This is a genomic window from Derxia lacustris (assembly GCF_002105195.1).
GTDB classification, from domain to species: Bacteria; Pseudomonadota; Gammaproteobacteria; order Burkholderiales; family Burkholderiaceae_E; genus Derxia; species Derxia lacustris.
The window spans coordinates 317,219-335,759 of the sequence record NZ_MUHU01000008.1 but is presented as its reverse complement, the minus strand read 5'-3'; the positions used below and the strand labels follow the sequence as shown (position 1 = coordinate 335,759).

Genomic DNA, 18,541 nt, shown 5'->3' with positions numbered 1-18,541 from the left:
CTCAGGGCGCCGGCACGCGGCGCAGGATTTCGCCGATGAGCGCGCGCGCCAGCTCGGCGGCGCGCGCCTGATACACCGGCATGAAGAACACGCGGTGCGCAATCGCCTCGGCGAGCAGGCCGCGCAGGTCTTCGGGCACGACGTAATCGCGGCCGTCGAGCCAGGCCGCCACGCGCGCCGCGCGCAGCAGCAGGCTCATGCCGCGCGGGCTGGCGCCGGCCAGGATCAGCCGGCTCATGTCGACGCGGTCGAGCGCGATGCCGAGCGCGCCGGGCGCATGGGTGGCGTCCCACAGCCGCAGCGCGTAGTCGGCCAGCGCATCGCTCACCCGCACCTCGCGCTGGATCGCCGCGCCCACCGCATTGAGCTGGCGGTGATCGACGATGCCGGCCGGCAGCGCATCGATGAGCGCATCGGTGTCGTGATAGCGCGGGTCGGTCATCAGACGGCGGCGCAGCGCCGGGTCGGTCGGCATGGTCACCGCCACCTCGAACATGAAGCGGTCGCGCGCCGCCGACGGCAGCTCGAAGGTCTCTTCCTTCTCGACCTTGTTGCGGTCGGCAAACACGGTCAGATGCGGAAAGCGGTGCTCGCGGTTGAAGGCCGACACGCTGCGCTCGGCCATCACGCGCAGCAGCAGCGAATGCACCTGCGGCCGGGCGCGGTTGATCTCGTTGAAGAAGAACACCGCCATGTCCTCGCCCGGCGCCAGCAGCGGCCCGGGCTCGATGCGCGGCTGGCCGTCGGCATCGATGTAGGCGTGATAGACGAGGTCGTTCGGCATCAGATCCACCGTGCCCTCGATGCGCCCGAACGGCCCGCCGAGCGTGCGTGCAAACGCGCGCAGCAGCGTGGTCTTGCCCACGCCCACGTCGCCTTCGAGCAGCACATGGCCGCGCGCGAACAGTGCAATCGTCAGCAGCCGGATCGCCGCATCCTGGCCGATGACGGCGCCGGCCACCGCCGCTTCCAGCGCCAGCGCGCGCGCGCGCCAGTCGGCCAGCGCGGCGGCATCCAGGCCGGGCGCCGCGTTCAATGCAACCGTGTCGCCTGCCATGTGGGCACCGCCTGATCCTTGGTGGACGCGCAGTGCGCGATGACCGCCGGCAGCACGCCGCGCAGCGCGTTGCAGACGAGGATGGCGCTGGCGCCGGCCAGCTCATCGCGATGGATGCGGCGCTCGCTGGCCGCGAGGCCCGGATCGTCCATCAGCACCGAGCGCATCACGCCCGGCAGCACGCCGCCTTCGAGCGGCGGCGTGAGCCACTGGCCGTCGATGCAGACGAAGACATTGCTGCGCGCGCCCTCGGTGAGAAAGCCCTCGCCGTCGAAAAACAGCATGTCGAAGGCTTCTTCCGCCTCGGCGCGGCGGATGGCGCGGTCATAGCGGCCGCGCAGCGTGGTCTTGTGGCGCAGGAAGAGATCGGCGCGGTCGACCGGATCGGCCGCTAGCAGCACGCGCACCGGGCCCGGGCCCAGATCGGCCAGCGGCGCGACGGTGATGGCGATGCGGCCGTCGCGGCTCAGCTCCAGCCGCAGGCGGCGCTTGCTGCCGGCCGGCGCCCAGCCGTCGTCCAGATCGTCCTCGCTGGCGGGCCGGCTGAATTCCTCGCGCAGCCGCTCGGCGATGGCGCGCCGGATCGCGTCGATGTCGCAGGCGAAGCCGAGCTCGCCGGCGCTGCGCGCGAGCCGCGCCAGATGGCGGTCGAGCCACATCACGCCGGCAGGCGTCGCGGCCATCGTCTCGATGAGGCCGAGGCCGGTATCGAGCGCGGTGAGAAAGCGCGCCTTGAGCGCGCATTCATCCCATTCCTGCTCGGCGACGCTGTCCATCACGATGCCGGCGCCGACGCCCAGCCGGCCCGGCCGCAAGCCGGCCTTCGCCGCGCCCAGCGTGAGCGTGCGGATCGCCACCGAGAAGCAGAAATCGCCGACCAGCGCGCCCGGCCCGGCGGCATCGATCCAGCCGATGGCGCCGGTGTAAAGCCCGCGCGGCGTGCTCTCGAACTCGGCGATCAGCTCCATCGTGTGGTGCTTGGGCGCGCCGGTGATCGAGCCGCACGGAAACAGCGCGCGCAGCAGCGTCGGCATGTCCACGTCCTCGCGCAGCCGCGCCTCGATGGTGGAGGTCATCTGGAACAGCGTGGTGTAGGGCTCGATGCTGAACAGCGCCGGCACGCGCACGCTGCCGGTGACGGCGATACGGCCGATGTCGTTGCGCAGCAGGTCCACGATCATCAGGTTCTCGGCGCGGTTCTTCACGTCGATGGCCAGCATGCGCGCGGCCTCACTGTCGCCCTCGGGCGTCGAGATGCGCGCCGCCGTGCCCTTCATGGGTCGCGCGGTGATCTGCTCGCCGCTCTTGCGCACGAACAGCTCGGGCGACAGCGACAGGATGTGGGTCGTGCCCTCGCCCGGCGGCAGCGCGATGAAGGCGCCGAAGGCGACCGGCTGGCGCGCCCGCAGCCGCCGGTACAGCGCCACCGGCGAGCCGAAGGCCTGGAAATCGAGCCGGTAGGTGTAGTTCACCTGATAGGTGTCGCCGGCGCGGATCGCCGCATGGATGCGGTTGATGGCGCCGGTGAATTCGGCCTGGTTGACGCTCGCGCGCGGCTCCAGGATGCCGGCCGGTACCGGCTCGGCGCGCTGTTCGGCGGCGGCGAGCCAGGCATCGACTTCGGGCTTGGCGAGGTGCTCGACGCGCTCGAACATCAGCACGCGCAGCGCGCTCGCGTCGTCGGGCGCGAGGTGCTGGGTGCCGGCCTTGAGCAGCTTGGCGCCCCACTCGTAGTCGCCGAGCAGCACCGCATGCAGGCCGTCGCGCTGGTCGGCCGCGACGGCGGCCCATGCGGCGTCGAGCGTGGCCGGGTCGGTGCAGCGGTGCTCGCGCACATAGCCGGTGTAGAGCCGGCTGCTCGGGCTGTCGGCCGTCGCGCGGGCATCGTCGAGCAGTACAAAGCTGTTCATCGCGCCTCCCTCGCCGGAGCTGCTCAGCTCCAGTCGTCCATGTCGTGCTTGATGCTGTGACGGTTGGCGATCAGCTCATCCACGCTCGGCTCGTTGGCGAGCGCGCGCTTGATGGCCAGCTTGGTCGCCTCGTAGTTGGTGCGGTACATGTCCTTCTTGTCGAGATTGGGGTCGGTCGCGCAGCGCGGATCGATCCACACCAGACTGATGATGCAGAGGTTGTTGGCCTCTTCCTTGGGGATGACGCCTTCGATCAGCAGATCGACGACGGCATCGGCCGTGGCCGACTGCACCACGCCGCCGAACAGCTCGATATTGACCATGTCGCGCAGCGTGACCTTGGGAACCATGATGGTCGCCGGACGCACGAGCTGATTGCAGGCGCGGATGGCGAACATGGCGGTATGGCCCTTGGTCTGGGCCATCATGTTCGCGAACGCGGCGCCCACCGGGCCGTCGGTGCGGCCGATCAAAATTTCCGGCATCGCGTCGGTGAACTGGCCTTCGGCGGCCAGGACGGTGGCTTCGCCAGCGTGGAAAACGTAGTTGCTCATGAGCTAGTCAGGTCGTGGGTTGAACGGGTTGCGCGCCGGGCGCAGGTTGGAATCGAAGAACTTGCCGCGCGAGTCTGCCGCGCAGCAGCGGGCCGGGGCGGATCGCTTGCGTCATGCGGCTGTCCGCAGGCGACGCGGGCGACGGCCGGATCGCACGCGCCGGTCAGCCGGCGATCCACCACTCGCCCTTGCCACCGGCCGCCACATCGCCGGCATGGCGCGCGGGCTTGCGCGCCGCAAGACCGGCGAACACGCCGCCACGCTTCGCAAGGCTGCGCGCCAGCAGTTGCCAGATCACGCGATGGTCGTACTCGGCCGGCACGAAGGTGTCGGGCACGGCCGGCCGGGCGCCGGCAAACACCAGGCTGCCGCGCCGCTGACCATAGCCGCAATGCGCGCCCACATGACCGCCGAGCGCCAGCGTGCCGGCCACCATCCGCGATGCGCAGAACGCGCCGGCATCGCCATGCACGGTGACCGTGCCGCGCCGCATGCGGTCGGCCAGCCGCTCGCCGGCATTGCCGCCGATCACGATCTCGCCGCCGCGCATGCCGTCCATGCTGCCGGGCAAGGCGCCGGCCGCGTAGTCGCCGACATTGGCGGCCACGTCGATGCGCCCGCCGGCCATCTCGCAGCCGAGCAGCAGGCCGGCCGAGCCGTCGAGCTCGATGGCGCCGCCGGTCATTTGCAGGCCGACGTAATCGCCGGCGTCGCCCTCGACCGAAATGCGCCCGGCCGCGAGCCGCGCGCCGAGCCGGTCGAAGCGGCTCAGATCGCCCTGGAACAGCAGCGCCGGCACGGCGTCGCGCGCTTCCACTTCATCGATGCGGAACAGCTCGCCGAGCGCAACCGTCTCGTGGCCGTGCAGCACCGGCAGCTTGCCAAGCGCAAGCGCATCGAGATCGGCGGCAGGCAGCACGCCTTCCAGGCTCACGCGAAAGCGCGGCGCGGTGCGCAGTTGCAGACGCAGGGCGCTCATGCCGACGCTCCTTCGCCGAGCAGCCGGCGCAGATGAAAGTGATAAGGCCCGAGCTTGCCGCCGTAATTGCCGGCCGAGATGCGCGTGCAACCGGCCGCCGCGCCGCGCGCGAGGATGGCCTGCATGCCGGCACGCATCGCGTTGCCGACGTCGGTGTCGGTGATTCCGTCGATCACGATCTCCATCACGCAGCCGGTGTCGGCGTCGAGGTCGCTGCGCTTCGTGAGGTTGAAAAGGCTCGGGCAGAAGGCGTCGTTGGTCGAGGCGCTGGCGGCCGGGTACTTGCTGCCCACCTTGGAGCCCGAGCGCACCACGCCGCCCGGGAACGGCATGATGACGTTGGGCACGGCGCGCATCGCCGCGACGGCGGCTTCGGCCGCGCCGAGTGCGGCATCGGTATCGCGCGCCAGCAGCAGCAGATTGCCGCCGCCCACGCCGCGCAGCATGCCGGTCGTGTCCTCGGCCACGAACTCGCCATCCATCACCGGCACGCGCCAGTAGCGCCGGCCGTCGATCATCTTGGCGATCTGCCAGCCGTCGCCGAAGAAGCGCAGGTTCTTGCCGAGCGCGATCGGATCGCCGTCGTGGATGCCGGCGTAGATGGCCGTCGTCGGGCAGGTGAGGATGCATTGCCCCACGCGCAGCCCGAGCTGCTTGAGCAGGTCCTTGCTCGACATCGCAAAGATGAGCACCGCCACGCCGGGCCGGCCGTCGGGGGTTTCGTCGGGCGTCAGCTCGCGCTCGATGCCGGCCTCGCAGCCGCAGCCGATCACGCTGGTGGCAAAGCCGGTCATGGTCGTGCCGGCGATGCCCGCCCAGCGCGCGTTGTGCGCGGTGACGATCACGCGCGTGACGCGCATGGGGAATGCTTCGGCGAAGGTGTCGTCGATCTGGATGTCGCTGGTTTGCATGTTGGGGGTCGATGCGCTCACGAGGCCACCTTGCAGGCATGCGGCAGCAGGCTGCCGCCGTTGCCGCAGGCGCAGAGCTCGTCGCGGCCGATGGTGGCGTGGTTCAGTCCGGTCGAGCGGAAGCGCGCGTACTTGCCCAGATAGCTCTCGATGCCGGCATCGAATTCGGGCTCGACGAAATGCACGCCGCCGGTCGGCGCGGCGACGATGCGGCCGTCCTGCGCCACCACCGCGCCGTCCTTCAGCACCCAGGCCGGGCTGGTGAACATGGCTTCGCGGTTGGCGTCGTCGCGGTAGATGGCGATGTCGGCCGCCGCGCCTTCGCCGAGCTGGCCGCGGTCGGTCAGGCCCAGCAGCTTGGCCGGGCCGGCGCGCGTCATCACCGCGATGTCGTAGAGCGTGAATTCGCGCGCGATCGACTTGAGCGCCAGCCCGTCGGCGGCATCGGCGCCAAGCCGCGCAATCTGCTCGTCGCGGAAGCTGCGATCCATCAGCAGCCGGATCAGATGCGGATAGCTGGTGAACGGCGCGCCATTGGGATGGTCGGTGGTCAGCACCACGCGCCACGGGTCGTCCATGGTCAGGAAGATTTCCAGCCCGATGGCCCATTGCAGCGCATTCACATAGCTCTGCTCGCGGTACTTGAACGGCACCACGCCGCAGCCGGCGTCGCACTCAAGATCGGCGCCGACCCATTTGCGCGGATGCGCCACGCCGGCATTGGCAAACTGCCGCATCGTGTCGCCCGAGGCGGTGACGGTCTGGCCGAACATGATCTGGCCCACATCGATCGACACCGCCGGATGGCGCTTGAGCATCTCGATCAGCTGGGCCGCGCCGGAGCCGAACTTCTTCGGCCCGTCCTTGGTGTAGCTGTGGAACTGGATGTGCGTGAGATGGGCCGGCAGGCCTTCGAGCGCCTCGATGGTGGCGAGCGTGCTGGCGATGTTGCCCGGCACGCCCAGATTGCTGCCGTGGATGTGCAGCGGATGCGCGACGCCCAGCTCCTGGATCGCGCGTGCAAGCGTGTGCACGACATTGCGCGGCGTGATGCGGTAGTGCGCATGCTCCTCGTCCACATCGAGCTTGCGCTGGTTGAACTTGAAGGCCGAGATGCCGCCCGGGTTCACCACCTTCACGCCCATGGCCTTGTGCGCATTCAGGCTCCAGCCCACGTAGTCGCGGATGCGCGCGAACTCCTCGCCCTCGGCCAGCATGCTGAGGAACACGTCGTCGTTGCCGAGCATCACGTAGGCGCCGTGGTCGAGGATGGGCACATCGCCCATCTCCATGTGGGCATGGCGCGCGTTGTGCGCCGCCATCGCCGGCTCGAAGGCGCTGGTGTAGCCCATCTCGACATAGCGGTAGCCGGTGGCCAGCGTGCCCGGCGTGCAAGTGCCGCAACTGGCCAGCGCGTCGGCAAAGTCGGGCGCGCTGGCGCCGATGGCGTCGGCGGCGCGGGCATTGCCGGCGCGGTGATCCTCGGGCAGCAGCATGCGGGCGAGGTTGACCTTGCCGCCGCCGATGTGGGTGTGCATGTCGATGCCGCCGGCCATCACGACCATGCCGGTCGCGTCGATCTCGCGCGTGATGCGGGCGTTGGGGTCGGGCGCCACGATGCGGCCGTCGCGCACATACAGGTCGCGCACTTCGCCGTCGATGCGGTTGGCGGGGTCGTAGAGCTTGCCGCCCTTGATGCGCAGGGTGGTCATGCTGCGGCTCCGGTGGTTTGCGGGAAGGCGGCCGCGATGCGCGCAGCCACGTCGGCGACCGTGGGCAGGCCGTCGGCGTCGATGGCCGCGAGCGGAATCAGCACGCTGCCCTCGGTGCGGAACAGATGGCCGGGCGCGCCGATGCCCGGCGTGGCGACCGGGATGAACACGCAGTCGGACCGATCCGCGAGCGCGCCGGCCTGGGCCGGATGGCCGAGCACGATGGCCGGCAGCGGTGGCACGGGATCGGGCGGCTCGGTGGCGCGGGTATCGATGACGGCCGGCGCGGCGGCGGCGCCAGGCAAGGCCGGCGTGGGGCCGAAGGACGAGACCCAGAGCACGCCGTCGACCGCATCGTCGGCGAGCAGGCGATTGCCGCCATGCCGCAGCGGATCGTGATCGAGCCGGCCGGCGCGCAGCGCGGTGCGCAGCGGCAGGCCCGACATCCAGGTGAAGGCCTGCTGCACCGTGTAGCCGCCCTCGCTGCCGCCGAGCGCAAAGGCCGCCGCGCGGCCCTTGGCATTGAGCGTGGCCACGCATTGCAGCACTGCCTCGGCCACCAGCGAGCCGTGGCGCGCGACGCTGCCCGGCTCCCAGACCAGCACGGCGTAGCGCGCGGCGCGCAGGCGTTCGGCCAGGGCCGCGAGCGCCGGATCGGCCGGGCGCGCGAGCTTGCGGCCGGCGCACAGCGCAGTCAGCGCCGCGACCGTGGCATGCAGATCGGCGCCGGTGGCGACCGGCACGATGCTGGCGCCACGCGCCGCGATGGGCGCGCTGCCCTGCTCGGCCGGCAGCGCCACCGCCACTACTTCGCGCGTCTCGACGAAAGCGCCCGGCGCGTCGGCGCCGCAGCGCGCGAAGAACTCGGGATAGTGGTCGTCGGGCCGCGTGCCGAGGCAGACGATGAGATCGGCATGCGCCTTGATCTCGGCCAGCGTGGTGTAGAAGGCGCCGCGATCCTGCAGCGCGCGCAGGCCGGTCGCGAGCGCCTCGCCGTTGGCATGGTCGGCCACGCCGCCGCTGCGGTTGAGCAGCCGGTACAGCGCGCGCGCGCCGGCCACGTCGGTGGCGAGGCCACCGTAGAGCGGCAGCTTCCAGCGTGCGAGGCGTTCGGCGGCGGCGGCGATGGCGGCATCGAGGCTGGCCGGCTGGCCGTCGATGAGGCAGGCCGGCGTGCAAGGCTTTGCAGCCGGCGCGAAATGCCGCAGCGCCGCAAGCGCGCGCGGACAGTCGCTGCCTTCCAGCGTCCAGGCAGCGTCGGCCGGCGCCAGCGCAAGCCCGTCGCAGAGCAGCGAGCAGAAGGGACAGGTCCAGTCGCGCGCAGCGCGGTCGGAGGCGGAATCGATAGCGTTTTTGGTCATGGCGAGCGGCTCAAACGCAAGGCATATGCCATTGCTCGGGAACCCTGAGCCTGGGCGCCGCTGGCCATCGACGGCAGCGTCGCGCGCGCCGTCCGTCGGCCGGGCGGCGACACACTGCGTTGCGCGCGGGGCAGAGTGTCACGCGGGCGGAATGCGTCCGTCGTGCAGCGCCGAGGCCACCAGCCAGCCCGCCGCGCCGGCCGCGCGGGCGGCATCCAGGTCGGCGGCATGGCGGATGCTGCCGGCGCCATACGGGCACAGCCCCTGCTTGAGCGAACGCAGCCGCGCAATCCCGGCCAGGTCGGGTCCGGCGTCGGCGCCGACCTGGTCGAGCGTCATGGCGATCACGCGCTCGGGCCAGCGCTCGGGCCGCTCGTGCAGCCCAGCCGGGTCGAGCGCGTGGCCGGCGCGGCGGTCGAGCGAGAGCACGGCACCGGGCAGCGCGAGGCAGTCGGCGGCGGCGCTCAGGCTGGCGAGCGATTCGGTGCCGAAGACGGGAATCACGCGCTGCTGCAATGCGGCATCGGCGCCGGCAAGGCGGGCGATGACGGCGGCGGCCCGATCGGCATCGGCAAAGCCGGCGTCGAGCCAGAGCCGCACGGTTTGCGGCAGCGCGGCAAGCAGGCTTTCGAGCGCGCTCCACTGGGGTGAAGCCCGCATGATCGCGTCGAGGTCTGCCACGTAGAGTGTGGTGGCGGCGCAATGCGAAACGAGCTTGCCCGCCATCGTCGCCGGATCGCTGCCGGCGCACAGGGCCGATTCGATCGGCCGATAGCGCGCGCGGTCGCCGCGCATGCCGCGCACCACGGCTCCGGCCATCAAGTCGACGACAGGGATCAATTCCATATGGCCTTCTGCAAACGGGTGTTCATCCATGAATTCGTGAGCGGCGGCGGCTGCGATGCCGACGCCACGCCGGGCGAGCTGGACCGGCTGATTCCGCTCGGTCTGCACATGCGCGATGCGCTGGCCGGCGATGTTGCCAGCCTGTCCGGCCTCGCCATCAGCGTGGCCACGCGGCCGCGCCACGTTGCCAACCACTTCGACCGGCCGCTCGCGGGCGTGACCTATGTGGCGCCGCGTCCGGGCGAAGGCGCGGTCGAGTTCGTGGCGCGCCAGGCGCGCGCGCATGACGCCACGCTGCTGGTCGCGCCCGAGACCGGCGGCCTGCTCGCCACGCTGGCCGAGGCGGTCGGCGAGGCGGGCTGGGCCGGCAGCGCGCCGGCCACGATCCGGCGCGTGTCCGACAAGCGCCGGCTGGCGCGCGAACTGGCGGCGCGCGGCATTGCCAGCACCGCCGGCTGTCTGGCCGGCGAGCCCGCAAGCGAGGCGCTGCGCGCGGCCCGGCGCTGGATCGTCAAGCCCAACGACGGCGCCGGCGCGCTCGATACCCGCGTGTTCACCGAGCTGGCGGCGGCCCAGGCCGATCTGGCCGCGCGCGCCACGCCGGCCACGCTCGAAGCCTGGGTCGAGGGCGAGCCGATCAGCCTGTCGCTGCTGGTCACCGAGGCCGGCGCCGAGCTGCTCGCCATCAATCGCCAGCACATCTCGGTGGCGGCCGACGGCGCGCTCGATTTCGACGGCGTGGAAATCGACGCCATCGCGCCCGACTCGCCGGCCGGCCGGGCCTGCGCCGCGCTGGCCGCGCAGGCGGCCGCCGCGCTGCCCGGGCTGTTCGGCTTTGTCGGCATCGATGCGGTACTGACGCCCGACGGCCGGCCGGTGCTCATCGAGGTGAATCCGCGCGTCACCTGCGCCTATGCCGGCATGTCGCGGCTGCTGCGGCGCAATCTGGCCGGCGCCATCCTCCAGGCCCATGCGCGGCGCCGCGCGCCGCTGGCCGACCGCGCCGCCCATGCCGAGGACGAGCTCGAATTCGCAGGCCGGCGCCATGACTGAGCTGCTGCGCGCCGCGCCCGCCGGCATGCTGTCGGCTTCTTCCTCCGCCCGGCCCGCCATGCCAACCGCTCCGCTTGCCACCCTGCCCCTCCACATGCTCGACGACGGTGAGTCGGTCGTCGGCTGGGATGTGGGCGGCGCCCATGTCAAGGCCGCGCTCGCGCGCGACGGCCGCATCGTCGACATCGTGCAATGGCCCTGCCCGCTCTGGCAGGGGCTCGACCATCTCGATCACGCCATCGAGGCCACGCTCGCGCGCTGGCCAGCCGCGCGCCATGCGCTGCACGCGGTCACCATGACCGGCGAGATGACCGACCTGTTCGCCAACCGCGAGGCCGGCGTGGTCGGCATCGCCAGCCACATGCAGACCGCGCTCGGCCCCGGCCTGCTGCTCTATGCCGGGCCCGAGCGCTGGATCGCGCCGGCCCAGGCCCAGGCGCACTGGCATGCGGTCGCCTCGGCCAACTGGCTGGCCAGCGCCGAGCTGGTGGCGCGCAATCTGCGCGATGCGCTGCTGGTCGACATCGGCAGCACCACCACCGACCTGATCGCGGTGCGCGACGGCAAGGTGCTGTCGCTCGGCCGGCCGCCCGCCGCGCTGGCCGGCGCCCACGACGCCGGCCGCGACGATGTCTCGCGCCTCGCCAGCGGCGAACTGGTCTATCTGGGCGTGGTGCGCACGCCACTGTGCGCGCTGGCGCGCCGCATCGCCTTCGGCGGCCGCGACCTCAATGTGATGAATGAATTCTTCGCCACCAGCGCCGACGTGTTCCGGCTCACCGGCGAGCTCGATCCCGAGCACGACCAGCACGCGCCGGCCGACAACGGCGCCAAGACTGCCGAAGCCACGCGCGCCCGGCTCGCGCGCATGGTCGGGCTGGATGCGCGCGACGCCAGCGAGGACGCCTGGCTCGGCTTTGCGCGCGAATGGCGCCGCGCCTTCGTCGACGAGTTGCGCTTCAACCTCGGCCGGGTGCTGGCGGCGGCGGGGCTGCCGGCCTCGGCGCCGCTGGTCGCGGCCGGCTGCGGCAGCTTTCTGGTGGAGGGGCTGGCGCAGGCCGGCGGCCGGCATGTGCTGGGCTTCGAGCGCATGGCCCGGCTCGATCGGCCGCTGTCGGCGGTGGATGAACAGCGCAGTCGCTGGGCCCGGGTCTGCGCGCCGAGCGTGGCCGTGGCCCTGCTCGGCAGCAGCGTCGGCGCCGAGGCGCGCGCGCGGCGATGAAGCCGATCACCGTGGTGAAGCTGGGCGGCAGCCTGTGCCGCGATGCCGCCAGCTCGATGCTGCCGGGCTGGCTCGACCGGCTGGCCCGGCTGGCTGCCGCCGATGCGCGCCGGCGCTGGGTCATCGTGCCGGGCGGCGGCAGCTTTGCCGACGCGGTGCGCGATGCCCAGGCGCACTGGCGTTTCGACGATCTGAGTGCGCACAACATGGCCGTGCTGGCGATGGAGCAGACCGCGCGGCTGATGGCCGGCCTGCCGCGCGCCAGCGCCGGACCGCAGACCGAAGCCGCGCCGCAAGCCGCAACCGCCGAGCCGCAAGCCGCCCGCCTCGCCGTCGCGCCCGATTGCGCCGCCATCGCCGCCGCCTGGGCCGACGGCCGGCTGCCGATCTGGTGCGGCCGCGACGCGCTGCGCGAGCGGCCCGATGCGCTCACGCGCTGGGAAGTCAGCGCCGACAGCCTCGCCGCCTGGCTGGCCGGTCAGCTTGGCGCCGACCGGCTGGCGCTGGTCAAGCACGGCATCGCCACCGCGCTCGCCGAACCGGCGGCAAGCGCGCACCAGCTTGCGCAACGACTGAGCACCGCCGGCATCGTCGATGCCGCCCTGCCCGCGCATGTGGCTGCCGCCGGCCTGGCGCTGGCGCTCTGGCCCGCCGAGGCGCCAGCGTCAGCCGGCGCGCCCGCACAGACCGAGCGCGAGGCCTGATCGCTCAGACGTGACGGCCACGCAGCGTCGGCGCCGGAAAACCCGCCAGCGGATGCGACTCGACATCGAGCGCCGCGAGCAGCGACCGCAGCTGCCGATCCAGCTCGACCCGGCCGAGCAGCTGGGCGCCGGCGATCAGCGGCGGCACCAGCGGCAGATCGACCACCTCGGACACCGCATAGCGCACCGCGCAGCCGCGCGCCGTCGAACGCACATGAAAGTCGCCATCGCTGCGCAGATTGCCGTCGAGCGTGCTCCAGGACACATGGGCCGGGCGTTGCAGCGAGTAGCGCACGATGCATTCGGGCGTGTAGTACACGCCCAGCAGCTCACGCTCGCGGAACTCCAGGTGATAGAGATGCGTGCCCACATGCAGCGCGCTGCGCAGCCCCGGATGCGCGGTCACGCTGGCCTCAACGTCGGCCAGTGCCGCCAGCACCGAGCTGGCCAGCGCATTGATCTCGACCTCGCCGCTCACCCTGAATTCGATCTTCATTCCCGACTCCTCCCAAAGAGAAAGAACCGGGCTCGAAGCCCCGTGCCGGGTGAAGCGACGGGCGCATTCGCTGCCCTTGCCGCCACCGGCCGGATCAACCCGGTCGATGGCAGCCAATGTGCCGGCGCGCGCCTAACCGATGACCTACCGATCGCGGCGCCGGCCCGCAGGCATCAGAAGCTGTGCGTGATGCCGAGCGCCACGCCGGTGGTGGCGCTGGCGGTCCAGTTGCGCCACACGTCGGTGTACAGGCCGGTGCGCTTCGACAGGTCGTGCGTCAGGCCCAGGCTGGCCTTGTGCTCGTCGGTGCGGTTGTTGCGGCCATAGCCCAGGCGCAGGCCGTTGGCGCCGCCCAGGGTTTGCGTCGCCGCGACCACCCATGAACGTTCCTTGCCGACCGCCTGCAGATTCACATCGGCGAACGAGCCCATCAGCTTGGTCGGGCCAAAGTCATAAGACGCGCCGGCCAGCCGGATGTTGTCGCGCGCCGAATTGCGCTCCCAGGCCAGCATGCTGGCAAAGCCGCCGATGCCGTATTGCAGCGTGCCGCTCGCGCCGTGATCGGCGGTGCCGGGGCGGCGTTCCACTTCGCTGGCCACATGGCCGCTCAGGCCCGCGACCGTCGGCGAGTCGTAGAACACCGCGTTGCTGAAGCGGCTGAAATTGGCAAAGCCCAGCGCCACGTCCTGCACGCCGTCGCTGGTGTAGCTGCCGGTCTGGAATGCCGCCATCGAGCCATTGAAGCCGCTGTTGGCCCAGGGCTCGAACTTCCACACCTGCTGCCACAGCGGCGTCAGCGCCCGGCCGATGCGCAGCGCGCCGTACTTCGTGCTCTTGAGGCCGACCGTGCTTTCGCCCTGCCACAGCGTGCTGGCGCGCTCCGAAGCGCCGGTATCGGGATTGAAGCGGGTTTGCAGATTGAAGGTGGTCGAAAGTCCGTCGCCCAGATCCTCGCTGCCCCTCACGCCGAGCCAATTGTTGTAGCCGCGATCCACTTTCCAGCCGCCGACATTGGTCTTGACCAGCCCCAGATCGAGATAGCCGTAAAGCGTCACGGTCGATTGCGCATTCGCACCATTTGCGCCGACGAGGCACGCGGCGGCCCCTGCCCCGATCAGGGCATTCTTCAGAAGTTTCATGTCTGTCTTTGGGAGAAGGAAAAAGGCTTAGCGCGAATCCTTGAGCCAGCTGTCGACCAGCTGCGGATGGCTGTCGATGTATTTCTGCGCCTCGGCGGAATACGACGATTCCTTCGCCTTCAGCATCACGGTTTCCAGATCCGAAATCGAAATCTTGAGATTGCGGATGAATGCGGCGGCTTTCGGCTCATCTGCATCGAGGCCCTTGCGGCCCAGCGCATGAATCGCTTCGGCACCGCCGAGCGATTTCTTCGGATCTTCGAGATAGCGCATCTTGTATTTGGAAAACAGCCAGTGCGGATTCCACGCCGTGGCCACGATCCATTCCTGCTTGCGCACCGCCTTGTCGATGGAAAGCACCATCGCCGCATCCGAGGCCGACACCAGCTTGTAGCTGCTTTCGAGGCCGTAGTCCTTGACCGTCTGGGTCGACAGCCGCATCAGGCCCGAGCCCTGGTCGATGCCCTGGATCTTGCCGCCGAACTTGCTTGCATATTCCGGCTTGGCCAGATCGGCAATGGTCTTGACCGAGGCCGGCACGTAATCGGGAACGATCCAGCCGAGCTTGGCGTTGTCGTACAGCGCGCCCAGGTCGACCAGATCGGCGCCGAATTTTTCCATGTACGCCTTGTGCGTATTGGGCAGCCAGGCCATCAGCATGGCGTCGAGCTGGCCCTTGGCCACACCCTGGTATTGCAGCGCCACGTCGGTCATCACCAATTCGACCTTGTAGCCGAGCTTTTGCTCAAGCACGAGCTTGGCGATATTGGTGATGGCTTCGGCGTCGGACCAGGCGGTCCAGCCGATCTTGATGCTGCGGGTTTCGGCCTGAGCCGAATTGGCGGCCAGCAATGCCGGCAGCGCCAGCATTGCGCCGCAAAGCACGCGGCGCTTGAAACGCGAAATCGTCTTCATATTTCCCGGGAAATGTTGGCGTGACAGGATGTGACGCCGGCCATTCTCGATTCGATTCCGCTACCGAATTGCCGGCAAACGACAGAAAGCTGTCTGCATGCGACAGCTGCGGCAGTCTTGCAACCCGGATTTGGCAATTGTCGCACTGCCGCCAATTGGCTCGTCGCAATTGCGATGGTGAATTGGCGGAATCCGACGCAGGCACTGGCCAAACCGGAATGGCGACCGGAAAACCGCGCCCGCCGGCCCGGCGCGCGGTGCTGCCGCTCAGGCCGCGAGCGGCTCGGCGCGCGCCGCCGCGACCAGTCGCGCCAGCCGGCCGGCATCGAGCTGGCCGGCACGGTCGCCAGCGCAGACCGCGCTGCGAAAGCCAGCGAAATCGGCACCGGCCGCCGCCACCTCGGCCAGCTCGGCAGCGCGCAGCGCACCGGCCAGGCCGACCAGCACGCGCGTGCCGACAGCCGTCGCACTCGCCGCGTCCGCGCGCGCGGCGCCCGGCGAGCGCGCCGACGGCCCGGCCGCGCCGCGCGCCACCGCCGCGACGAAGGCCGCCAACCCGGCAGACCCGAGCCGCTGCGCCAGGCTGCCGCCACGCTTGTCGGCGGTATCGGCCATGACGGCCGGAAAGCCGAGCGCGCCGGCCTGCTCGGCCAGCGCCAGATCGATGCCGGCATCGGCGATCAGCACCGGCACCACCGCATAGGGCTCGCGCGCCAGGGCCGCAAGCCAGTCGGCGCCGGCCGGGCCGGGCCAGAGCCCCACCTTCACGTAATCGACGCCGCAGCTAGCGACCGCGCGCGCCTGCGCCAGCGCGGCGGCGAGCGCCTCGACCGGCCAGTCGCCGACGGTGGCGCTGACCAGGGTGTGACCGGCGCCGGCGGCGCGCAGCTCAGCCACCACGGCGGCGATGGTCGCCGGATCGAGCCCGCCGAGCGCGCCCTGCGCCGGCTCCTTGCAATCGATGAAGTCGACGCCGGCGGCGGCCGCCAGCCGCGCCTCGGCCACATCACGCACGCTGACCAGGATGCGCATCACGCCTCCCGGACCAGGGGCGCGGCGGCGCGAAAGGCCGCCACCGCATCGAGCAGCCATTGCCAGGCCTCGGCCTCGCTCGGCCCGGCGGTGCGGTCGATGGCGATCTGCAAGTACGCCAGCTCGGCATCGATGCGCTCGGCCGGCAGCAGATGCAGCCGGCTGACCAGCACCGCGCCCTCGATCACCGCGGCCTGGGCCCGGTTGAAACCGGCGAAGTCGGCATGGGTGGCGTCATGCCGGCGGCTCAGCCTCAGCTCGGGCCGCTGCGCGTCGTCGCTCGCCGCGACCAGGATCAGCTCGCTGTGCGCGATCGCGGCCTCCAGCCGCACGCCGGCGATCTGCTCGGTGGCCAGCGTGGGCCAGCTGCGCCGGCCGGTGACGCAGCCGGCAAACACGCGCACATCGGTCACCACGTTGAGCACGGCGCAGCGCGTGGCCAGGATGTTGTCGAGCGTGACCGAGGGCCGGAACGGCGCGATCACCACTTCGCGGCCTTCGAGCCGCGCGCCCATCGGCGCCACATGCGGCAGGCCGTCTCCATCGACCGTGGTGATGACGACTTCGTGGATGTAGGGCAATCAGGGCTCCTGCGATTCGGGGGCGGATTTGAGCGTGCTGCCGGGCGCACACCAGGCGTCCAGATTGTCGCCCGGCGCATCGACGGCGCAGCCCCAGCGCAGCGGCTGGTCCTGCACATAGCGCTTGCCCAGTTGCCAGGCGATCTCGGCGCGCGCCAGCTCGACGCCCATGTAGAAGGCATGCGCGCCGTCGCCTTCGAGCTTGAGGTCGGGCCAGTGCGCGAAGGCGTCGGCCGCGATGCGATGGCCGTCGCGGTTGTAGACATGCACGCCGTTCTCGGCCACCTGCACGCGAAAGTTGGGATCGCGCACCGACTTCGCGGTGACGGCGATTTCCTCCGCCGTGTCCGGAAACGGGCGCTTGGCGTGGGTGGTCAGCAGCTGGTCGGTGATGCCCTTGGGCAGGCGGCTCTGCGTCCAGGCGGCAAACATCAGCCGGCGCGCCACGTCGGCTTCGCGGATCGCGCGGCGCGCATGGCCGCTGACCTGCGTGGTCAGCACGGCGGCAATCTCCAGCTCGGCGCAGATGCCGAACAGCACGGCGTTGATGCCGCTGGTGTCGGCCTCGGTCAGCTCGGTGACGTTGCCGACGCCCATCATGATTTTCACGTCGGGATAGGCGTCGCGCAGCGCCTGATAGCGCGTGACCGAGCGCGTGAAGCCGAACGGAAGCGGGTCGAGGATCGGGTCGGCGAGAAAGTCGCGGCCCCTGGCGCGCATCGCCTCGATGGCGGCATGCAGCGAGGCGGTATCGCTCGGCTCGCGCGGAATGAGCACCGGCGTCGAGGCCACCTCGTCGGCGATCCACAGGTTGTCGACGGTCAGGCTGAGCAGATAGTCGGCGCCGGCGCGGCCGCCGCGCAGCAGCTCCTGGGCGTCGAGCGAATCGACGCTGACCGCGAGGCCGGCGGCCTTCAGCGCGCGCACCGCGTCTTCCAGATGCGGGAAGTCGGTCGACGGCAGGCAGCCGAGGTCGATCACGTCGGCGCCGTCGCGTGCATGCAGCCGCGCGCGCTCGACGATCTCGGCCACGCCCAGGCGCGGCGCATCGACGATCTCGGCAAAGATCCGCGTGTGATAGCGGCTCAGGTCGGTGGCCCGCGCCGCATGCTTGAAATGCTGCGGGATGTCCTTGAGGTCCTCCGGCCCGCGCTCGACCGGAATGCCGTAGTGCGCCGCCAGCATGTCGATGTCGCCGCGGCAGCGGCCGGGCAGGATCAGCCGGCTGGCCTCGATGGGCGCGGGCACGCGGCGCCTGACCATGTCGGCCGTCATCAGCGCCGCCACTTGCAGGCCGATTTCGCGCACTTCCCAGGTGAAGCTTGGCGGTTGCAGCGAGGCCAGCACGCGGCGCAGCGCCGGCTCGGCCAGCCGCCCGGTCAGGAAGACGAGATGTTCCATGCGAGCCCGAGTTCGGCCAGCCGCTGCGCGAGCGCGGCTTCGAGTTGCTCAACCGTGCCGACGACCGTGCAGTACTCGAAGCGCCGCAGCGCCTCGGCATGCGCCAGATCGATGGCGCGCGGACGCACCTCGAACCATTCGGTCGGGCTTTTGGTCACCACCACCGGCTCGGTGTCGCAGGCAAACACCAGGCTCGGGATGGCGCGCTTGCCGGCCTGCGCGAACAGGTTGGTCGGCAGCGTGTCGGCAATGCCGAGCGCGCACTTGGCCACGGTGTTGCTGGTGGCCGGCGCGATGATGACCGTGTGATAGACGCGCTCGTAGAGCAGGCCGACGGGGATGGCGCTGGCGGTCTTGTCGCGGAACAGGCGCAGGCCGCGCTGACGCAGGGTTTCGAGCGGCAGGCCGTACATGGCCAGCACTTCCTCGCCGGCGGCCGAGATGTACACATCGACGTCGGGCAGCCGTTCGCAAAGCGCGAGCGACTCGTTGAGGTAGTGGCCGGAGCCGGTGATGCACCAGGCAATGCGGCCTTCGCCGTCGCCCGCGCCGACCGGCGACGGGCTGTCTTCTGAGTAATCGGGATCGAACTGCACGATGGACGGCGGCCTCGCTGGAGGGAGTTGGTGTGGTGCCCGGGATGCCGGCGCCGCGAGCGGCCCCCGGGT

General features: G+C 70.8%; 18 protein-coding genes. 3 read left to right on the top strand and 15 right to left on the bottom strand.

Annotation, left to right across the window (positions count from 1 at the left end):
• Position 1: 1 nt before the first annotated feature.
• From B9P64_RS08265 to B9P64_RS08230, 8 genes are all read right to left on the bottom strand, one after another.
• Positions 2–1,057, bottom strand: coding sequence for an AAA family ATPase (locus tag B9P64_RS08265; protein WP_085315732.1), 1,056 nt, complete (start codon positions 1,055–1,057; stop codon positions 2–4).
• On the bottom strand, positions 1,033–2,967 hold the full coding sequence (gene pabB, locus B9P64_RS08260) for an aminodeoxychorismate synthase component I (RefSeq protein ID WP_085315731.1): 1,935 nt from the start codon (positions 2,965–2,967) through the stop codon (positions 1,033–1,035). The genes B9P64_RS08265 and pabB overlap by 25 nt, the downstream gene beginning before the upstream one ends.
• 23 nt (positions 2,968–2,990) lie before the next feature.
• Positions 2,991–3,521: a formaldehyde-activating enzyme gene (gene fae / locus B9P64_RS08255; RefSeq protein WP_085315730.1), complete on the bottom strand. Its 531-nt coding sequence runs from the start codon at positions 3,519–3,521 to the stop codon at positions 2,991–2,993.
• A 163-nt stretch (positions 3,522–3,684) separates the two neighbouring features.
• Positions 3,685–4,500, bottom strand: coding sequence for a formylmethanofuran dehydrogenase subunit C (locus tag B9P64_RS08250; protein WP_085315729.1), 816 nt, complete (start codon positions 4,498–4,500; stop codon positions 3,685–3,687).
• Positions 4,497–5,411, bottom strand: coding sequence for a formylmethanofuran--tetrahydromethanopterin N-formyltransferase (fhcD, locus tag B9P64_RS08245; RefSeq protein WP_085315728.1), 915 nt, complete (start codon positions 5,409–5,411; stop codon positions 4,497–4,499). Before fhcD ends, B9P64_RS08250 begins: the two co-directional genes overlap by 4 nt.
• A 17-nt stretch (positions 5,412–5,428) precedes the next feature.
• On the bottom strand, positions 5,429–7,123 hold the full coding sequence (locus tag B9P64_RS08240; RefSeq protein ID WP_085315727.1) for a formylmethanofuran dehydrogenase subunit A: 1,695 nt from the start codon (positions 7,121–7,123) through the stop codon (positions 5,429–5,431).
• Positions 7,120–8,484 carry a molybdopterin-binding domain-containing protein gene (locus tag B9P64_RS08235; protein WP_085315726.1) on the bottom strand — a complete coding sequence of 455 codons (1,365 nt, stop codon included), beginning with the start codon at positions 8,482–8,484 and terminating at the stop codon, positions 7,120–7,122. The genes B9P64_RS08240 and B9P64_RS08235 overlap by 4 nt, the downstream gene beginning before the upstream one ends.
• Before the next feature lie 138 nt (positions 8,485–8,622).
• Positions 8,623–9,330, bottom strand: coding sequence for a HisA/HisF-related TIM barrel protein (locus B9P64_RS08230; protein WP_085315725.1), 708 nt, complete (start codon positions 9,328–9,330; stop codon positions 8,623–8,625).
• Between B9P64_RS08230 and B9P64_RS08225 the strand changes: the two genes are divergently transcribed.
• From B9P64_RS08225 to B9P64_RS08215, 3 genes are all read left to right on the top strand, one after another.
• Positions 9,331–10,383, top strand: a complete 1,053-nt coding sequence (locus tag B9P64_RS08225) for an ATP-grasp domain-containing protein (RefSeq protein WP_085315724.1) — start codon at positions 9,331–9,333, stop codon at positions 10,381–10,383. It abuts the gene before it with no gap.
• 94 nt (positions 10,384–10,477) lie between these two features.
• Positions 10,478–11,605 carry a hydantoinase/oxoprolinase family protein gene (locus B9P64_RS08220; RefSeq protein WP_139826231.1) on the top strand — a complete coding sequence of 376 codons (1,128 nt, stop codon included), beginning with the start codon at positions 10,478–10,480 and terminating at the stop codon, positions 11,603–11,605.
• Positions 11,602–12,309 (top strand): amino acid kinase family protein, encoded by a 708-nt coding sequence (locus B9P64_RS08215; RefSeq protein WP_139826201.1) that lies wholly within the window; start codon positions 11,602–11,604, stop codon positions 12,307–12,309. Before B9P64_RS08220 ends, B9P64_RS08215 begins: the two co-directional genes overlap by 4 nt.
• Before the next feature lie 4 nt (positions 12,310–12,313).
• On the opposite strand, the gene B9P64_RS08210 is transcribed toward B9P64_RS08215, so the two are convergent.
• The 7 genes from B9P64_RS08210 to B9P64_RS08180 all read right to left on the bottom strand — a co-directional run bounded on the left by B9P64_RS08210 (position 12,314) and on the right by B9P64_RS08180 (position 18,469).
• Positions 12,314–12,805 carry an SRPBCC family protein gene (locus B9P64_RS08210; protein ID WP_085315723.1) on the bottom strand — a complete coding sequence of 164 codons (492 nt, stop codon included), beginning with the start codon at positions 12,803–12,805 and terminating at the stop codon, positions 12,314–12,316.
• 173 nt (positions 12,806–12,978) lie between these two features.
• On the bottom strand, positions 12,979–13,944 hold the full coding sequence (locus B9P64_RS08205) for a porin (protein WP_085315722.1): 966 nt from the start codon (positions 13,942–13,944) through the stop codon (positions 12,979–12,981).
• Positions 13,945–13,971: 27 nt separating this feature from the next.
• Positions 13,972–14,859, bottom strand: coding sequence for a glycine betaine ABC transporter substrate-binding protein (locus B9P64_RS08200; protein WP_085315721.1), 888 nt, complete (start codon positions 14,857–14,859; stop codon positions 13,972–13,974).
• Between the two features lie 267 nt (positions 14,860–15,126).
• A complete protein-coding gene (locus B9P64_RS08195) occupies positions 15,127–15,891 on the bottom strand; it encodes a (5-formylfuran-3-yl)methyl phosphate synthase (protein ID WP_085315720.1) in 765 nt (254 codons plus the stop codon).
• The gene (locus B9P64_RS08190; RefSeq protein ID WP_085315719.1) at positions 15,891–16,472 is read right to left on the bottom strand and encodes a DUF447 domain-containing protein; all 582 of its coding nucleotides are present in this window, start codon (positions 16,470–16,472) and stop codon (positions 15,891–15,893) included. Before B9P64_RS08190 ends, B9P64_RS08195 begins: the two co-directional genes overlap by 1 nt.
• Positions 16,473–17,873, bottom strand: a complete 1,401-nt coding sequence (locus B9P64_RS08185) for a DUF6513 domain-containing protein (protein ID WP_085315718.1) — start codon at positions 17,871–17,873, stop codon at positions 16,473–16,475.
• The gene (locus B9P64_RS08180) at positions 17,852–18,469 is read right to left on the bottom strand and encodes a flavoprotein (RefSeq protein WP_407919679.1); all 618 of its coding nucleotides are present in this window, start codon (positions 18,467–18,469) and stop codon (positions 17,852–17,854) included. The genes B9P64_RS08185 and B9P64_RS08180 overlap by 22 nt, the downstream gene beginning before the upstream one ends.
• Positions 18,470–18,541: the final 72 nt, after the last annotated feature.